We start from the raw sequence: 17537 nt of genomic DNA on the forward strand, positions 1-17537 counted from the left end.
ATCATGGTTTACTATTGCATCCCAAAAATACGTATTAAGTCTGCTTCCTTTTTGAATGAGAGTCTTTCCTTTTTTGCCGTCTTTACAATCCCCGGAGCCAAAATACTCTCCATTGATTTTTTCTTTGAAGGTAATTTTTGAATCCCATCTGTATCGCCATAGTAGAGTTTCTCCGTGATAACAATCTTGTCCTTGTTTTCAAGATTAAGTAATGTGGCGTCCGAAGCCGCTTGTACTATCTTGGCATCATAATATTTATACAGTCCGTTGGGTCCTGCAACCAATTGTTCCACGAATATGGGGTGATTGGAATTTTTCAACTTGGCAGGAACAAAAGTCTTTCCTCCCAACATTACCGATACCCCTTTGGCTGGAATTAGCGCTATGATGCTTTTTTCCTTGAGGAGCTCTATTTCCTTGGTATAGGCATTGAAGCGCGCCAAAAGTCTCACCTTTTTGTTGATGTTCAAGTCAATGACTGTGGCTTGTTTCCATTCTTCAGTCAAGAATTCCGACCCCTCAACCTCACCAGTGGAATTTGTGCTTGCCCTTAAAAATGGGTTGCTTATCGTACCCGTTTGAAGTTCGGCCCCTTCTTCATAGGTGTTTCCAACCTGAGCGTATCCAAGGTTTATGGCCAATGCAAATAGGAGTGTAGTATATTTCATAAAGACGTTAAAACCTCAAAAATACCGAAATTTCATTTGGCGAACCCCAGTGGTTGATTCATGGTAAAGACAATTCCAGAAAACCTTTTTAAAAAGAAACCCTTCCAAATCAATGACCTGGAAGGGTTTTTGTGGTCCCACCTGGGCTCGAACCAGGGACCACCTGATTATGAGTCAGGTGCTCTAACCAACTGAGCTATAGGACCCGCATTTTTGCGGATGCAATATTAGTGTTTATTTTGCTTCACCGCAAGGTTTTAACGCCCCTACTCTTCTTTTATTTCTTGGCACAGCTCTACCAATACCCCGTTGGTGCCCTTTGGATGCAAAAACGCAACCAGTTTGTTATCAGCACCTTTCTTTGGGGTTTCGTTTAAAATTACAAAGCCTCCGTCTTTTAATCGTTCTATTTCAGCAACAATGTCATCAACTGCAAAAGCGATATGGTGTACCCCTTCCCCTCTTTTTTCCAAAAACTTGGCAATGGGACTGTCCGGCGTTGTGGCCTCCAATAATTCCACCTTATTGAATCCCGATTTAAAAAATGATGTTTTAACCCCTTCGGAAGCCACTTCCTCAATTTTGTAATGCGAAACACCCAAAAGCTTCTCGAACAAAATATTGGAAGCTTCCAAATTTTTTACGGCAATGCCAATATGCTCAATCTTGTCCATAGGCTCTTCTTTTTAATTAAAAACATAGTCCTATTCCCCAAAAATACACACTGTTATCCTATGCTTTCGTGCGGTTGGTCATTAATTCGCTTATTTTTGCATCATGGAGGAAACACAAAGGCAAAAGAAAATAGCGGGAATCATCCAAAAAGACTTGGCCGATATCCTACAAAGAGCAGCAACAGATGGTGGCCTAAAGGGAATCTTGATCTCTGTTTCCAAGGTATCCGTCACCACCGACCTGTCCATTGCAAAGGCATATGTAAGCATTTTTCCCAACACGGAAGCCCAGAAGCTGTTGGAGGGCATCAAGGCCAACCAAGTGGCCATACGCTATGAACTGGCCCAACGGACCAAAAACCAATTGAGGAAGGTTCCTGAGCTTAATTTTTACCTTGATGATTCCTTGGAATACATCGATAAAATTGAAAAATCGCTCAAGGGCGAAGAAAATCCCATTGAAAACAGGGATCTACTCGATAAACGAAAGAAATCCTGATTTTGAATTTTCCTCTCTATATCGCAAAGCGTTACTTACGATCCAGAAGCAGCCAAAATGCGGTAAACATTATCAATTTCATTACATTCTTGGTGATTGTCATTGGTTCGGCGGCCCTTTTTGTCGTGCTTTCGGCCTTTGCTGGCCTCAAAACCTTCAGTCTTTCCTTTTCCAATACGTTTGATCCCGATCTAAAGGCCTCCGCAGCTATTGGAAAACATTTTTCCCTTACCCCGGATCAAGAAAGTGCCCTAACGGATATTGCCGGACTGACGCAATACTCCAAAGAGTTGGAAGAGAAGGTCTATCTTACCTATAAGGAGAAGAGTTTCTTTCCTTTCATTAAAGGTATTGATGCCAATTACAGGGCGGTTACCGGCGTGGACAGCACCCTATATTTTGGCACATGGGGCGATATGGAATATAGCACCGTTATGGGCATTGGCATCTACAATCAGCTTGGGGTCCCCATTGACAATTACCGAAACCCCATGACCGTATTGGCCCCTAAACCGGGCAAAGGGTCCTTTTCCCAGCAGGGGTTCAATCCCAAACCTTATAACCAACTTTCTTTGGTGCTCAGCGGGGTGTATGCCGTGGAAGAACATTTGGACAAGAAATACGTGTTTGCCCAGCTTCCTTTGGTTCAAAAATTATTGGAAAAGGACAGTACGGAAATCTCTGGAATCAATTTTAAGTTGGATGGCAGTGTTCCTGTGGATGACGTGAAGAACTCCATTAAGGCAGTTTTGGGCGATGCTGTGCTTATTCGTACCCGACAAGAACAGAACAGCACCCTGCACCGCATGCTCAATACCGAAAACCTGGCCACATACCTTATTTTTACCTTGGTCCTCATTATTGCCCTTTTTAATGTGGTAGGGGCCATCATCATGATGATTTTGGATAAGCAGCAAAACTCCAAAACGCTGTTCAGTTTGGGAACCACCATCAAGGAACTCCGTAAAATTTACTTTGTACAAGGGTTGTTGGTAACTTCCTTGGGTGGGTTTATCGGGGTGTTGATTGGCTCCTTGTTGATCGCTTCGCAATTGACCTTCAGTTGGCTGAAGATTACCCCTTCCTTGGCCTATCCTGTGGAATACAACATCATGAATGTGGTTCTGGTACTGGCTACGATTGTGGTTCTAGGGTTTGTCTCTTCAAAAATTGCAAGTAGCCGGATTACCAAGAAATTGATAACGGCCTAGGCAAACTGAAAGTCGCCAAACTTCTCCAATACTTCATCAAATGCGGCAAACACATCGGCAGATTCATCGCTGGTGACCATCTTCATCCGATATTCCTTGAAGTGTGGAATACCCTTAAAATAATTGGTATAATGCCTGCGGGTTTCAAAAACCCCCAGCTTTTCACCCTTCCAGTCAATGGACATTTGAAGGTGTCTTCTGGCCGCTTCCACGCGTTCTTCCATAGTGGGGGGTGGTAGATGGGTGCCCGTCTTGAAATAGTGCTTCACTTCTTTAAAGAACCAAGGATAGCCTATGCTGGCCCTGCCGATCATAGCGCCGTCCAATCCATATTCATCCCGCATTCTTACCGCGGCCTCTGGGGTGTCCACATCGCCATTTCCAAAAACGGGAATATGCATTCTGGGGTTGTTCTTGACTTCGGCAATGGGTTTCCAATCGGCCTCGCCTTTGTACATCTGTACCCGGGTACGCCCATGGATGGATATGGCCTGGGTACCCACATCCTGAAGTCGCTCTGCAGCCTCAACGATTTTTATGGAATTGGCGTCCCAACCCAAACGTGTCTTCACGGTAACCGGCAGTTTTGTACGCTTTACGATTTCCTCGGTCAGTTTTACCATAAGCGGAATATCCCGCAGAATACCGGCCCCTGCATTTTTGCAGACCACCTTCTTTACGGGACAGCCAAAATTGATATCGATGATATCTGGGTTGGATTTTTCAACAATATCCACTGCCTGTAACATGGAATCCAGCTCTGCACCAAATATCTGGATGCCCACGGGGCGCTCCTTTTCATAAATGTCCAGTTTGATGACACTTTTGGCGGCATCCCTAATCAAGCCTTCCGATGAAATGAACTCGGTGTACACCACATCGGCCCCTTGTTCCTTGCATAAAGCTCGGAATGGAGGGTCGCTCACATCTTCCATGGGGGCAAGAAGCAACGGAAAATCAGGCAGTTCTATGTTTCCAATTTTTGGCAAATCCTATCTTTTTTGGACTGCAAAAGTACAAAATACCCGAAAATCAACGTATTATTCCGTGGCTTGGAGCCTATCGCGCTCCTTTTTATCGATTCCACGCTGGTTGTCCTCCAACCTGAAGTTCCCAAAATTATAGGTAAAGCCCACTCGGATGAACTGGGTTTCGGGTCTTCTTCGGTAGAAATTGTCCTGATTTAGATACTGTGATCGGTAGGTGGGCACATACTGCTCCAAAATATCCTCTGCCGCTATGGAAATGGTGGCCCTGTTGTTGAAAAGTGACTTGCGAAGCCCAAGGGTAAGGTTCATCTGCTCATCGGAAATATAGGACCCGAACAAAAATTGTGAGATATAGGTAAAGGTCACCTCGCCCGTAAAGGTTCCGTCCTTAGAGAGGGTGAGGTAGTTGGCCAAGTACCCATAAACCCCATCCACTTCGTTGGTGTATTCAGCATTGTTGCTCTCCACGGCCAAAAAAGTCTCTTCCTCATGAAAAAAGGAAGTGTATGCATAAATGAACCACGGCGGCAAAATGGTCTTGCTCAACGTAAAGTCCAATCCGTAGGAGGTGCTTTCCAACACATTCTGTTTTAATTCCACCAAGGTCTGGTTGTTGTTGTCCTGAAACACGAGGTCGGCTATATTACTACCATTGTCCCTATAATAGATGTCGAAGAAATACTCGCTGTTGAGGGTATAGTTCAGATTAAAGTTGTTGCTAAAGCTCGGGGTAAGCCTTGGGTTCCCCTCTTCGTAGTCATTTTCATTGAAGAAAAACCGGAAAGGGTTCAGGTCGTTGTATTTAGGCCGGTTGACATTTCTACCGAAATCAAAAGAAAAACTATGGTTCACAGAAGGACTATACAACACGTACAAGGACGGAAACGGTTCAAAAAAATCCTGGGTGTTGGTCTGGTTCAAGGTCAAGGACCTTCCCTCCGCTTCGGTAAGTTCTCCGCGTAACCCTAGTTTCATGGACCATTTTTCCCAGTTCTTTACAAAACTCAAATAGGCCGCATATACATTTTCGTCATACAGATATCGGTCGGACAAGGTGGCGTCCACCGTATTGCTGCTCCCCAAAAAGTTGAAAAAGTCCACTTGGCTCTCGGACGCAATGGAAGAAATTTTAGCGCCGGTCTCCAAGGATGCATTCCCAATGGGTGTGGAATAATCCATCTGCCCGGTAAAAATCTCAATGTCCTGCCGCGAATCGGAATCAAACCCAAAACTGCGCAAAAACCCACCGCTGGCATCATAATAGTCCGAAGCCAAATTTTGAAAGGAGGTTCCACTATAGTTTGTATAATGCCCATTGGCACTCAGTCGGGCCCCTTCTTTTTTCAGCTTATGCACATAGGTCAGGTCAAAGGCCAAATTGCTGTTGTCCAACATAGCATTATTGTGCGTGGTAAACGTAGAATCCAGTTGTCCCGTTCCATTACGCATATCATTTACCAACCGGGTTTGTTGATTTTGGTTTGGGTTGAACACCAAATTAGAGGTCAGGTTTAAGCTGTTACGGTCATCCAAATCATAATCCAAGATAAGGCTCGCATTGTGCGACCGTGTCTTTTTGGTCTGGTTGTATTTGGTATCCCATTGTGAAAAAACGGTGTTGGTAGCATCCATAAAATGGATGTCCTTGTCCGTTTTTCGTACTTCCTTTTGGGGGTTGATGCTGTAATTGGCAAACAAATGGAGTTTATCGGTCTTATAATAATGACTCGTTCCCAAACTGAACTTTGGGAATACCGCTTGAGTGTAGGTTCCATTGATACTTCCTTTGTACCCGGGAACAATATTCTTGTTGGTGACAATGTTCAAAATAGGACCACCCTCCGCATCATACCGTGCCGGAGGATTGGCGATGACTTCCACCGATTTGATATTGGTGCCCGAAAGGCCCTGTAGCAAGTCCTGAACCTCCTGTCCGGACAATTGTACCTTTCTGTCATTCAAGTAAACTGTTGCGTTTTGTCCACGAATCAATAACTCGTCTTGATTGACGATTACACCCGGTGTACTTTTTAGGATATCCCATGACGTTCCTTGCGAAATAACCGTATTTTCTACCGAAAAGACCAGTCTGTCTGGTAGCCTTTGGAGCTTTGGTCTTTGGGCCGTAACCACCACTTCGTCAAGGGAATTGGTCTCCAACGGTATGATCAACGCGCCAAGGGAAATGTCTTTGGTAATATCCAAGGCCCTAGGTTCTGATCCTCTCCCCACATAGCTCGCCTGTAGCAGATATAAGTCCGGTTCAACCCCTTCAAGTACAAATGCACCATTGTCATCTGCCGAGGTCCCCTTAACAAAAGTGGTATCGGTTGCTTGTAGCAGCAAGATATTGGCAAAGGGAATGGTCTGATTTTGTTCGTCCACTACCTTTCCCGTAATCTGATAGGTCTGCCCAACTAGATGGTTGGACGCCAAAAACACCAATAACAAAATAGAGGTTACGTGCTTCATTTACAGATGGGGTTGAACCTCAAATCTAAGAAATAATTTCAGAGCGTTGCGCAGCCCACATTTTCTTATTTTTAAAAAAGCATTTGCAGGCAGCTAAAACAGCTATATTTGCAGTTGCTATCAATCTGCTTTTGGATTGACAACCGATGGATATGGAGAAGATTAGGAATTTTTGCATCATTGCGCATATAGACCATGGTAAGAGTACCTTGGCGGACCGTTTATTGGACTTTACGGGATCTGTCACCGAACGCGAAAAACAAGACCAATTGCTGGACAATATGGATTTAGAGCGCGAGCGTGGCATCACCATTAAAAGTCATGCCATACAAATGGAGTATGTGCACAATGGGGAAACCTATGTCCTGAACTTGATAGACACTCCCGGCCACGTGGATTTCTCCTACGAGGTCTCCCGTTCCATTGCGGCCTGCGAAGGGGCCCTTTTGGTAGTCGATGCTGCACAGAGCATACAGGCACAGACCATTTCCAACCTGTATTTGGCCTTGGAAAACGATCTGGAAATCATTCCTGTTCTCAACAAAGTGGACTTGCCCAGTGCCAATCCAGAAGAAGTGACCGATGATATTGTAGACCTTTTGGGCTGCAAACCCGAAGAGGTGATTCCGGCCAGTGCCAAGACAGGGATAGGTATCGAGGAGATTCTAAATGCCATTATTGAGCGTATTCCAGCTCCAAAAGGTAACATAGATGAGCCTTTGCAAGCCTTGGTCTTTGATTCGGTCTATAATCCCTTCCGAGGCGTTGAGACCTATTTTAGGGTCATCAATGGAGAAATAAAAAAGGGACAAAAAATCAAGTTTGTGGCCACTGGTAAATCCTACGAGGCCGATGAAATAGGCACCTTGAAATTGCGCCAGTTACCCAAAAATAAAATTTCCGCGGGAGATGTGGGCTATTTGATCACCGGTATCAAGGATGCCCGAGAGGTAAAAGTGGGCGATACCATTACCGATGCCGCCAACCCCACCAAAAATGCCATTGAAGGTTTTGAGGATGTAAAACCTATGGTTTTTGCTGGAATCTATCCGGTGGACACCGAAGATTTTGAAGAACTGCGCTCCTCCATGGAGAAACTGCAGCTCAATGATGCTTCCTTGGTATTTACCCCGGAAAGCAGTGCCGCTTTGGGCTTTGGCTTCCGATGTGGGTTCTTGGGCATGTTGCATATGGAAATCATCCAGGAACGTCTGGAGCGTGAGTTCGATATGACCGTGATCACCACGGTCCCCAACGTAAGCTACCATGCCTTTACCACCAAGGACAGGGAAACCGCTGTAATTGTGAACAACCCTTCGGACTTGCCCGACCCTTCCACCGTGGACCGTGTGGAAGAGCCGTACATCAAGGCCACGATCATTACCAAATCCGATTTTGTGGGGAATGTCATGTCGCTCTGTATTGAAAAGCGCGGGCAGATTGTTAACCAGACCTATTTGACCACGGAACGGGTGGAGCTTATTTTTGATATGCCCCTCGCCGAAATCGTTTTTGACTTTTACGACCGCTTAAAGACCGTTTCAAAAGGGTATGCCTCTTTTGATTATTCCCCCATTGGAATGCGGGTGTCCAAGCTGGTGAGGGTAGATATCCTATTGAACGCACAACCCGTTGATGCCTTGTCCGCATTAGTGCATTTTGACAATGCCCACACCATTGGTAAGAAAATGTGCGAAAAGCTGAAGGAACTTATCCCAAGGCAGCAGTTTGATATTCCCATACAGGCTGCCATTGGTTCCAAAATCATTTCTAGGGAAACCATCAAGGCGTTGCGAAAAGATGTGACCGCCAAGTGTTATGGTGGGGATATTTCCCGTAAACGAAAACTGTTGGAAAAACAGAAAAAGGGTAAAAAACGTATGCGCCAAGTAGGGAACGTGGAAATTCCACAACAGGCGTTTATGGCCGTTTTAAAGTTGAATGATTAATTCTTGACGAGTTAAAATCCTTTTGGATTTTAGAGTTCCAAGTTTTCCAATTGGCATCCGATGCCCACAAAGTCCTTGGCGGAATGTCCTTCCAAATCGTCCTCGGTAAGGGGTTTTTCAAGGTCGCCATGGTATAGGGTGTACGTACCGTCCAGATGATCACAAATCTCCAATTCAATACCATCTTTGGCCATACAGGAGTAACACTCCAAATTCTTGTTCACTTCCGGAGCTTCTTCCAAAATTGAATTTTCTTCAATAAATCGTTCTGCATCAAAAGAGCAAGATGCAAAAACCCATAATACAATACCAGAAAATAGTGCCGTTTTCATATTGTTCCTGTTTAATTGGTTAACAATCAACAAGGAAGGTATCCATAGCCACCGTAGAATAGGTCTATGAATTGACGGATGGCCCGTTTGAATTGACGGATGGGCAAAATTTAAGGATTTCGCCCGTATTTATGTCCTAAAATGAGTTTTTAGGACGGTTCTTTTTCCGTGGAAAAGCGTTTACCCAAATACACCAGTTTGTACCCCTCGCCCTTGGGTTCAAAGTCCTTACTGTTGGCGGGGATGATTTCTATGCTTCCATTGGGTGATTTGGTAAATACGGGGATGATATCATTTTCCTGTTGGGTAATGTCTATCAAACTGTCGTAATGCGCTTTGTCCTTCAAATCAATTTCATGAATGGCAGGATATTTCCGCACCGTGTCCATGAGTTTGATGAAGTCATCGGTATGGGAAAACAATCCTTCCTTGGGGTTGACATTCGGGTTGTTCACCTCTTCGGTATTTACCAAGCGAAAGGCGCCGTTTTCACCAAACTGTTTTTGGAACTTGGATATGGCAAACTCGTTAATGTCCGAGTTTCCTGTAAGCGCCATGAGGTATCCCATATCGTTCAACTCAATGTTATCCGTTAGGGTGTCCGAAAATATGTTGGCGGTAATGGCGTCCAGTCCAAGCTTTTGTGCTTTGTCCACATTGGTTTGGTTGTTGTCTATCAACACCACGTGCCTGTTGTTCTTTCGCAAATAGTTTCCAATAATCCTGGATAATCTGGAGGCGCCTATGATCAAAATACCTTCCGATTTTTTCAGGAACACGCCAACCAACTTTGCGAAAAGTCTTGCCGTTGTGGCATTCAACAAGACCGTTCCCAAAACAATCATAAAGACCAACGGGGTGATGTATTCCGCACCGGGTTCCCCTTTGGCCAACAACTTTGATCCAAACAGGGAGGCAATACCCGCGGCCACAATACCCCTCGGACCCACCCAGCCAATAAAGAGTTTCTCATTGAGCTTTAAATTAGATCCCTGTGAACTCAGGAAAACCCCCAACGGCCGTATGATAAATACCACCACCGCAAAAAGAGCGACCGTGTTCCAGTTCATGATCAGTTCCATATCGGCAATGTTGATATTGGCGGACAACAGTATAAAAAGTATGGATATGAGCAGTACACTCAACGATTCCTTAAAATACAGAAGTTCCTTAAGATTGGGCAAGTTCATGTTCCCCATCACCATTCCCATGACCACCACTGCCAATAATCCCGATTCGTGGGCAAAAATATCCGACTCCACATACACCAGCAATACGGCGGATAGCGAAACTACGTTCAACAAATAATGCGGGATAAAGTCTTTCTTTATGGCAAAGGCCAGTGCGTGGGCAAACGTAAACCCAAAGGTGGTTCCGAACAACAAAATCTTACCAAACTCTATCAAGGCTGTTTGCGTAAAAGTATGCCCTTCACCCACACTGATAAACTCAAATACCAAAACCGCAACCAACGCTCCGATCGGGTCGATCAAAATTCCTTCCCATTTCAACACGGCGGATACATCCTTTTTTAAAGGTATGTTCCTTAGAATGGGAGTAATCACGGTAGGGCCCGTAACAATGATCAATGCGGAAAAAAGAAACGAAATCTGCCACGTAAGTCCAAAAATATAATGGGTGGCCACTCCCGCTCCAAAAAATGTCACAATGGTACCGATGGTGATCAATTTGGTGATTACCGGGCCCACATTGGATATTTCGGCCCGTTTTAGGGTAAGACCCCCTTCAAACAGAATTACACTGATTGCCAAGGAGACAAAATAATAGAGCCCGTCTCCAGGGAAAAGCCCTTTTTCACCATTCCATATAGGTTCAATAAGCTTAGATCCGTCTTCGGTATATAGGGTGGATACCGGTCCTACCAGCAATCCTATGAGTATCAGGGGCAAAATGGCCGGAAGTTTAAACCGCCATGCCACCCACTGTGCAATGATGCCAAGAATAATGATTCCCGCAAGTTCAAGCATGGGTCTTAGTTTTTTTTGAAATTTACTGCTTTTCTTTTAGAATTTACCCCATATGACAAATGGGATAAATTTTTTGTTGTTCGCGTATATTTCGGACAACCCTTGAATTCCACTGATTTGTTAAAATAGGGCCAATAAAACCGCATTTTTTAACCATATGCATTGCGCTTTTCTTATTTTGCATGCCATTTGTTTTCTGAATGACGATATATCCTGTAGAGACCGGTAATTTTAAATTGGACGGCGGCGCCATGTTCGGAGTGGTCCCAAAATCCATTTGGAACCGTACCAATCCTGCCGATGCCAACAACATGATAGATTTGGGGGCACGCTGCCTTTTGGTTGAGGATGGTGATAAACTCACCTTGATCGATACTGGTCTTGGAAACAAACAATCCGAAAAGTTTTTCAGCTATTATTATTTATGGGGAGACCATTCCTTGGATAGCTCTTTGAAAAAATTGGGGTTTCATAGGGATGACATCACCGATGTCTTTATGACCCATCTTCATTTTGACCATTGCGGCGGCAGTATTCAATGGAACAAGAATCGAACAGGATACGAGCCCGCTTTTAAAAATGCCTCTTTTTGGACCAACCAATCCCATTGGAAATGGGCCACCGAACCCAATGCAAGGGAGAAAGCTTCCTTTCTAAAGGAAAACCTACTTCCTATGGAAGAAAGTGGTCAGCTTAAATTTCTAGAGAAGACAAGTGCGTCCTTTCAGGAAAAATCGGAATTGGGATTTGGCATCCACTTTGTGGACGGTCATACCGAAAAGCAAATGCTCCCTCACATCAACTATAAGGGTAAGACCCTTGTTTTTGTGGCAGACTTGGTGCCCACCGTCGGGCATATTCCGTTACCCTATGTGATGGGTTACGATACCCGTCCATTGTTGACACTTGAAGAAAAGTCAGCCTTTTTAAATTCCGCTGCCGAGAACGGTTGGCTGTTGTTCTTTGAGCACGATGCCCATAATCAGCTTTGCTCCTTAAAACAGACAGAGAAAGGTGTCCGATTGGACGAAGTGTTCTCTTTCAACGAAATATTCAATATACAATAACTGTTTACTTTTCTATATGAACCGTACCTATCGTATCCTTTCGCTCGCTTCCTTATCCGCATCATTGTTTTTGATGGGTTGTGGAGCAACCACCACTTTGGTTTCCACTCCTGTGGAGAATATCGATACCGTCCCGTTAAAAATCTCTGAGCTTTCGGATGCAGAGAAAAAGAGCTGGGGCCATGCCGACCTGATTACAGATACCATTCCTGGAATGAGCGTGGAAAAGGCCTACAACGAAATCATCAAAAACAAAAAAGGAAAGACCGTTATTGTTGCCGTGGTGGATTCTGGAATCGATTTGGATCATGAAGACCTGAGTGGCGTACTCTGGACCAACAAGGGAGAAAAGCCCAACAACGGTAAAGATGACGATGGCAATGGATATGTGGACGACATTCACGGGTACAACTTTCTTGGCAATGCCTACAATGAGCAATTGGAGTATGTTAGAATGCTTCGGTTGAATGTGGGTGATGCTTCCGAAAGGGCAAAGGCGCGCATTCTTTTGGATGGTGAATACCCAGAGGCCCTGCAGAACAAACAACAGTACGAACAGATTTTCCAAGTGGTTAAAAATGCGGACGATACCGTTAAGGAAGCTCTTGGCAAAGAAACCTATACCAAAGAGGAGCTGTTGGCCATAGAGGCCAAGACTGAACAAATGCAGCAGAGTGTTGCCATTTTGTCCCAAATGTTCACCTATGGTGAAAGCATTCCCAGTGTTTTGGATGAGCTTGAGGAAGGCATTACCTATTTTGCCGATCAAGTCAATTATAACCTCAACAAAGATTTTGATGGTAGGGCTCCCGTTGGCGATGACCCTTATGACATTGCCGATGTACCTTATGGCAATGGCAATCCAAAAAACCAAGTGGATTCCGAAAGCCATGGCACCCACGTAGCGGGAATCATTGCCGCCGAACGCAATAATGGAAAAGGAATCAATGGGGTGGCACAGAATGTAGAGATTATGAGTGTTCGTGCTGTTCCCAATGGGGATGAATATGACAAAGATATTGCCCTGGCCATCCGATATGCCGTTGACAATGGGGCCAAGGTTATCAATTGCAGCTTTGGAAAATCGTTTTCCCCAAAAGCGGAATGGGTGTACAATGCCATTCAATATGCCGCATCAAGGGATGTTTTAATTGTGCATGCCGCAGGCAATGACGGGCACAATTTGGACAACGCTGAAAACCCCAACTACCCCAATGACCATAGATTTGGTACTACCGAGTTCGTTGACAACGTCATCACCGTTGGGGCCCTTACTAGCAGTTATGGTTCCAAAATGGTGGCCACCTTCTCCAATTATGGCGCACAAAACGTAGATGTTTTTGCCCCTGGGGACGATATTTATTCCACCATGCCCAACAGCACGTATGAGTTTCAGGGAGGTACTTCCATGGCTGCTCCCGCAGTGGCCGGGGTTGCCGCGTTGATTCGTTCCTACTATCCCGATCTTTCGGCCACACAGGTGAAGCATATCATCATGCAATCCGGTCTTCGGTCAAAAACCTCCATAATCTTGGCCGGTGATGCCTCAAAATCAGACACATTCAACAATATTTCAAAATCTGGAAAAATGGTCAATGCCTACAATGCCCTACTTTTGGCAGATAACATTGCAACAGGCAAAATGACCTTGGAAAGCAATTCAAAATAAAATGAAGCAATTATTCGTATTTCTTTTTGCCGTTGTAACCACACTTACAACCCTTTCTGCACAGAATACTGCCTATTGGCAACAACACGTGGATTACACCATGGATGTAAACATGGATGTAAAGACCTATCAATACACCGGAACACAGAAACTGGTCTACACCAATAATTCTCCCGATGCATTGAACCGTGTCTTCTATCATTTGTACTACAACGCCTTCCAGCCTGGCAGCGAAATGGATATTCGACTGCAGAGCATAAAAGACCCTGATAACCGAATGATGGAAAACGGGAAAAGCCGTATTGCTTCCCTTTCGGAAAGTGAAATGGGTTATTTACATGTGGAACGTCTTACGCAAGACGGACAAGCGGTTTCCTTTGTTGAAGAAGGTACCATATTGGTGGTAGATTTGGCCCAACCTATCCCTTCCGGTGGAAAAACCACCTTGGAGATGACCTTTAAAGGTCAGGTTCCCCTTCAAATCAGGAGAGCTGGTAGAAACAGCAAAGAAGGCGTGGCCCTTTCCATGAGCCAATGGTATCCCAAACTTTCAGAATATGATTTTGAAGGCTGGCATCCCACTCCTTACATTGCCCGGGAATTCCATGGGGTATGGGGCAATTTTGACGTAAAGCTTACCTTGGACAAAACCTATACTGTAGGGGGATCTGGGTATTTGCAAAACCCCAACGAGGTGGGGCACGGATATGAAACTCCAGGAACCAAGGTAAAGGCCAAGGGCAAAACGCTCACTTGGCATTTTGTGGCGCCAAACGTACATGATTTTATGTGGGCCGCTGACCCAGAATACATTCATGATACTTTAAAAATGCAGGATGGGCCCATGCTTCATTTCTTTTACAAAAACGACCCAGAAATCATTGAAAACTGGAAAAAACTGCAGCCCAAAACCGAAGAGGCGATGCGTTTCTTCAGTAACAACATCGGTAAATATCCCTACGAACAATATTCCGTGGTTCAAGGCGGTGATGGTGGTATGGAATATGCCATGAGCACTTTGATCACAGGGGGCAGGGATTTTAGTGGTTTAGTAAGTGTCATGGTCCACGAAATGGCGCATTCATGGTTTCAACATGTGTTGGCCAACAATGAGTCCAAGCACGAGTGGATGGATGAGGGCTTTACTACTTTTATCAGTAGTTTGTGCAAGAGTGAAATCATGGACCAGAATCAAGAAAATCCCTTCCAAGGTTCTTATAAAGGATACTATGCTTTGGTAAACTCTGGTCTGGAAATGCCACAATCTACCCATGCCGACCGCTACCCCACCAATTTTGCCTATGGCATTTCGGCCTATAGCAAAGGGGCTGTTTTTCTTTCGCAGTTGGGCTATATCATTGGACAGGATAAATTGATGGAGACCATCCACAAGTATTTTGATGATTTCAAGTTTAAGCACCCCGTGCCCAATGATGTGATCCGAACCGCCGAAAAAGTATCGGGCATGCAATTGGGTTGGTACCTTACCGATTGGACACAGACCACCAATACCATCGATTACGGCATCAAGAGTGTTGAGGCCGATGGTGATAAAACCAAGGTCACTTTGGAACGAATTGGTGAAATGCCCATGCCTCTGGATATTTTGGTCGTTGGCGCGGATGGCTCCCAGACCACCTACTACATTCCCTTGCGAATGATGTACGGTGAAAAGGACAACCCATATCAAAATTTAAAAAGGACAACTCTTGAAGATTGGCCTTGGGCCTATCCTACCTATGAGTTCATTTTGGACATGCCGGTGGAAAATGTCCAAGCCATGGTCATAGATCCATCTCAGCTTATGGCCGATGTAAATATTGAAAACAATATATATCAAGCCAATCCATAGGTTTTCCCAATGTATATTTGAGTAATTTGGCAGGGCAATTTGTTTTGTTGGACCAAGCTCTAGATAAATACTGATGCACACTTTCCCACGAAAAGAGAAACTTAAAAGCAAAAAGGTTTTTGAAGACCTCTTTATGGATGGAAAAAACATCAGCGAATTTCCCATAAAGCTCATCTACCGAAACACCAATTTTAAGGATGGTGTGCCTATCAAGGTAGGTGTGGTCGCGCCAAAGAAAAAATTTAGGCATGCCGTTGATCGCAACCGTATAAAGCGCCTTTTACGGGAGGCTTACCGGCTTAACAAAGCCCTCATTTTTAACAACATTGAGGGAAACTTTGCGTTCTTATTTTTATACCTTGGCAAGAGACAGCCCACGTTTGACGAGCTGGACATGGCCATGAAACAACTTTTGGTAGCCTTTCTAAAAAAAGAATCCCATGAAAGCAACAACTAAAAAAAAGCTCCTCATTCCCATTTTGGCGGCAATCGTTTTGGTGGGGGCAAGTGGTTTTGCCGTAAAGAGTGATTTTTTTGAAATCGCAAAACAGATTGAAATCTTCACCACGCTTTTCAAGGAATTGAACATGAACTATGTGGATGAGACCAATCCTGCGGAACTCATGGATTCTGCCATCAAGAACATGTTGGGCGAATTGGACCCCTACACACAGTTTTTGAACGAACAGGATGTTGAGGCCTACAAAATCAATAACGCTGGGGAATATTCAGGAATTGGGGCCGTAGTACGGTCCTATGAAAGCAAACTGCTCATTGTGGAACCTTACGAGGGTTATGCCGCAGACAAGGCCGGCCTAAAGGCCGGGGATGAAATCATAAAAATTGGGGAGACCAAGGTTTCCGATTTTGACGATGATGCCGGGGAACTTCTTAAAGGGGCTGCAAATACCAGTGTGGAGGTAACCTACGTGAGACAAGGGGAAACCAAAACGGCCACCATTACCCGTGAAGGGGTTGAAGTGGATGCTGTTCCCTTTTACGACATGATCGATGAAAAAACCGGATATATTGTACTTTCCCGTTTCAACCGAAAGGCTTCCGGCCAGACCAAATCTGCCCTGCAGGATCTAAAGGGCCGTGGTGCCGAAAGATTGGTGTTGGATTTACGTGGAAACCCCGGCGGGCTGCTCTCAGAAGCCATCAATGTAACGAATCTCTTTGTCCCAAAGGGTGAGCTCATTGTCACCACTAAATCCAAAGTCAAGAAGTTCAATCAGGAATACCGTACCAAAAATCAACCTGAGGATGAAGATATTCCATTGGTGGTCTTGGTGGATGGTAGCAGCGCTTCGGCCAGTGAAATTGTATCCGGTGGATTACAGGATTTGGACCGGGCCGTGGTCATGGGAGCCCGTAGTTTTGGAAAAGGACTGGTGCAACGTCCTTTGAAGCTTACCTATGGAACCCAATTAAAAGTCACCATATCCCGTTATTTTACACCTTCAGGCAGATGCATCCAAGCCTTGGATTACTGGCATCGGGATGAGGAAGGAAATGCCGTGCGAAACACCAATTTTAAGGAGTTTTCCACCCGAAACGGGCGTAAGGTCCAAGATGGTGGCGGGGTAATGCCCGATGTGGTGATTAATTCCCTGCGAACCAATTCCCTCATAGATGCCTTGGAGCAAAACAATATTGTTTTTGATTTTGCCACGGACTATTATTACGACCATTCTTTTGATTCGGTAGACGATTTTACTTTCTCCGATACAGATTACACTGCATTCAAAAAATACGCCCAGGAGCAGAATTTTTCCTTCCAAACCGAAACCGAGTCCATATTGGAACAATCCATCAACGCTGATGACACCCTATTGGGCCCTGATGTACAGGAAAAATACAAAGACCTTCTCCTTGCTGTAAACCGCGGAAAAATATCGGCCTTGGATACCTATCAGAATGAAATCCAAAAGAATCTGGAAGATGAAATCATCACCCGTTATTTTTACAAGGATGGACTTTATGCCTACTATCTACAGCACGATGATGCCATTTTAACCGCAAAAGAGCTTCTTTCCAATGCTTCCAAGTACTCGGAAATCCTGAGGTAAGTTTTTGTTTTTGATGTAATATCGCATCGACAGGCCAAATAGAATGGCCTTTTCATCAACTCAAAACCCGCAACGGTCAGATCAGGGGGTATTCT

Annotated in this window: 14 protein-coding genes and 1 tRNA gene; 8 read left to right on the forward strand and 7 right to left on the reverse strand. The window is 44.7% G+C overall.

Going from position 1 to position 17537, the window contains the following annotated elements:
• Positions 1-11: 11 nt before the first annotated feature.
• The 3 genes from F8C76_RS12170 to mce form a co-directional block, all read right to left on the reverse strand.
• A complete protein-coding gene (locus tag F8C76_RS12170) occupies positions 12-668 on the reverse strand; it encodes a hypothetical protein (protein WP_152131952.1) in 657 nt (218 codons plus the stop codon).
• A gap of 132 nt (positions 669-800) precedes the next feature.
• Positions 801-874 (reverse strand) — tRNA-Ile (locus tag F8C76_RS12175).
• Between the two features lie 60 nt (positions 875-934).
• The gene (gene mce, locus F8C76_RS12180; RefSeq protein WP_152131953.1) at positions 935-1342 is read right to left on the reverse strand and encodes a methylmalonyl-CoA epimerase; all 408 of its coding nucleotides are present in this window, start codon (positions 1340-1342) and stop codon (positions 935-937) included.
• A 103-nt stretch (positions 1343-1445) separates the two neighbouring features.
• Between mce and rbfA the strand changes: the two genes are divergently transcribed.
• Together rbfA and F8C76_RS12190 are read left to right on the forward strand one after the other, a co-directional pair.
• Positions 1446-1841 carry a 30S ribosome-binding factor RbfA gene (gene rbfA, locus F8C76_RS12185; protein ID WP_129653852.1) on the forward strand — a complete coding sequence of 132 codons (396 nt, stop codon included), beginning with the start codon at positions 1446-1448 and terminating at the stop codon, positions 1839-1841.
• Positions 1842-1843: 2 nt separating this feature from the next.
• A complete protein-coding gene (locus tag F8C76_RS12190; protein WP_152131954.1) occupies positions 1844-3052 on the forward strand; it encodes an ABC transporter permease in 1209 nt (402 codons plus the stop codon).
• Here the strand turns inward: F8C76_RS12190 and dusB are convergent.
• Positions 3049-4041, reverse strand: coding sequence for a tRNA dihydrouridine synthase DusB (gene dusB, locus F8C76_RS12195; RefSeq protein WP_152131955.1), 993 nt, complete (start codon positions 4039-4041; stop codon positions 3049-3051). The two genes, F8C76_RS12190 and dusB, sit on opposite strands and share 4 nt — an antisense overlap.
• A 51-nt stretch (positions 4042-4092) precedes the next feature.
• Entirely contained in the window at positions 4093-6513 is a 2421-nt protein-coding gene (locus tag F8C76_RS12200) for an outer membrane beta-barrel family protein (protein WP_152131956.1), read from the reverse strand.
• 152 nt (positions 6514-6665) lie between these two features.
• On the opposite strand from F8C76_RS12200, the gene lepA reads away from it, so the two are divergent.
• Positions 6666-8462 carry a translation elongation factor 4 gene (gene lepA / locus F8C76_RS12205; RefSeq protein WP_129653856.1) on the forward strand — a complete coding sequence of 599 codons (1797 nt, stop codon included), beginning with the start codon at positions 6666-6668 and terminating at the stop codon, positions 8460-8462.
• A gap of 29 nt (positions 8463-8491) precedes the next feature.
• Here lepA and F8C76_RS12210 read toward each other — a convergent pair whose 3' ends face one another.
• Together F8C76_RS12210 and F8C76_RS12215 are read right to left on the reverse strand one after the other, a co-directional pair.
• Entirely contained in the window at positions 8492-8794 is a 303-nt protein-coding gene (locus F8C76_RS12210; RefSeq protein ID WP_129653858.1) for a hypothetical protein, read from the reverse strand.
• Positions 8795-8943: 149 nt separating this feature from the next.
• On the reverse strand, positions 8944-10782 hold the full coding sequence (locus F8C76_RS12215; protein WP_152131957.1) for a cation:proton antiporter: 1839 nt from the start codon (positions 10780-10782) through the stop codon (positions 8944-8946).
• Positions 10783-10982: 200 nt separating this feature from the next.
• Between F8C76_RS12215 and F8C76_RS12220 the strand changes: the two genes are divergently transcribed.
• From F8C76_RS12220 to F8C76_RS12240, 5 genes are all read left to right on the forward strand, one after another.
• Positions 10983-11849: an MBL fold metallo-hydrolase gene (locus F8C76_RS12220; RefSeq protein ID WP_152131958.1), complete on the forward strand. Its 867-nt coding sequence runs from the start codon at positions 10983-10985 to the stop codon at positions 11847-11849.
• A gap of 16 nt (positions 11850-11865) precedes the next feature.
• Complete coding sequence (locus F8C76_RS12225) at positions 11866-13518, forward strand: S8 family peptidase (protein WP_152131959.1); 1653 nt, start codon at positions 11866-11868, stop codon at positions 13516-13518.
• Between the two features lies 1 nt (position 13519).
• Positions 13520-15370: a M1 family metallopeptidase gene (locus F8C76_RS12230; protein WP_152131960.1), complete on the forward strand. Its 1851-nt coding sequence runs from the start codon at positions 13520-13522 to the stop codon at positions 15368-15370.
• A 73-nt stretch (positions 15371-15443) separates the two neighbouring features.
• Positions 15444-15827: a ribonuclease P protein component gene (gene rnpA / locus F8C76_RS12235; RefSeq protein WP_152131961.1), complete on the forward strand. Its 384-nt coding sequence runs from the start codon at positions 15444-15446 to the stop codon at positions 15825-15827.
• Positions 15811-17442, forward strand: coding sequence for a S41 family peptidase (locus F8C76_RS12240; RefSeq protein WP_152131962.1), 1632 nt, complete (start codon positions 15811-15813; stop codon positions 17440-17442). Before rnpA ends, F8C76_RS12240 begins: the two co-directional genes overlap by 17 nt.
• Positions 17443-17537: the final 95 nt, after the last annotated feature.

It is taken from the genome of Flagellimonas olearia, assembly GCF_009184425.1.
GTDB classification, from domain to species: Bacteria; Bacteroidota; Bacteroidia; order Flavobacteriales; family Flavobacteriaceae; genus Flagellimonas; species Flagellimonas olearia.

What these genes read in the sequence shown, in the direction of transcription:
- F8C76_RS12170 (WP_152131952.1), bottom strand. Translation starts at nt 668, where the DNA reads ATGAAATATACTACACTCCTATTTGCATTGGCCATAAACCTTGGATAC.
- mce (WP_152131953.1), bottom strand. Translation starts at nt 1,342, where the DNA reads ATGGACAAGATTGAGCATATTGGCATTGCCGTAAAAAATTTGGAAGCT.
- rbfA (WP_129653852.1), top strand. Translation starts at nt 1,446, where the DNA reads ATGGAGGAAACACAAAGGCAAAAGAAAATAGCGGGAATCATCCAAAAA.
- F8C76_RS12200 (WP_152131956.1), bottom strand. Translation starts at nt 6,513, where the DNA reads ATGAAGCACGTAACCTCTATTTTGTTATTGGTGTTTTTGGCGTCCAAC.
- lepA (WP_129653856.1), top strand. Translation starts at nt 6,666, where the DNA reads ATGGAGAAGATTAGGAATTTTTGCATCATTGCGCATATAGACCATGGT.
- F8C76_RS12210 (WP_129653858.1), bottom strand. Translation starts at nt 8,794, where the DNA reads ATGAAAACGGCACTATTTTCTGGTATTGTATTATGGGTTTTTGCATCT.
- F8C76_RS12215 (WP_152131957.1), bottom strand. Translation starts at nt 10,782, where the DNA reads ATGCTTGAACTTGCGGGAATCATTATTCTTGGCATCATTGCACAGTGG.
- F8C76_RS12220 (WP_152131958.1), top strand. Translation starts at nt 10,983, where the DNA reads ATGACGATATATCCTGTAGAGACCGGTAATTTTAAATTGGACGGCGGC.
- F8C76_RS12225 (WP_152131959.1), top strand. Translation starts at nt 11,866, where the DNA reads ATGAACCGTACCTATCGTATCCTTTCGCTCGCTTCCTTATCCGCATCA.
- F8C76_RS12230 (WP_152131960.1), top strand. Translation starts at nt 13,520, where the DNA reads ATGAAGCAATTATTCGTATTTCTTTTTGCCGTTGTAACCACACTTACA.
- rnpA (WP_152131961.1), top strand. Translation starts at nt 15,444, where the DNA reads ATGCACACTTTCCCACGAAAAGAGAAACTTAAAAGCAAAAAGGTTTTT.
- F8C76_RS12240 (WP_152131962.1), top strand. Translation starts at nt 15,811, where the DNA reads ATGAAAGCAACAACTAAAAAAAAGCTCCTCATTCCCATTTTGGCGGCA.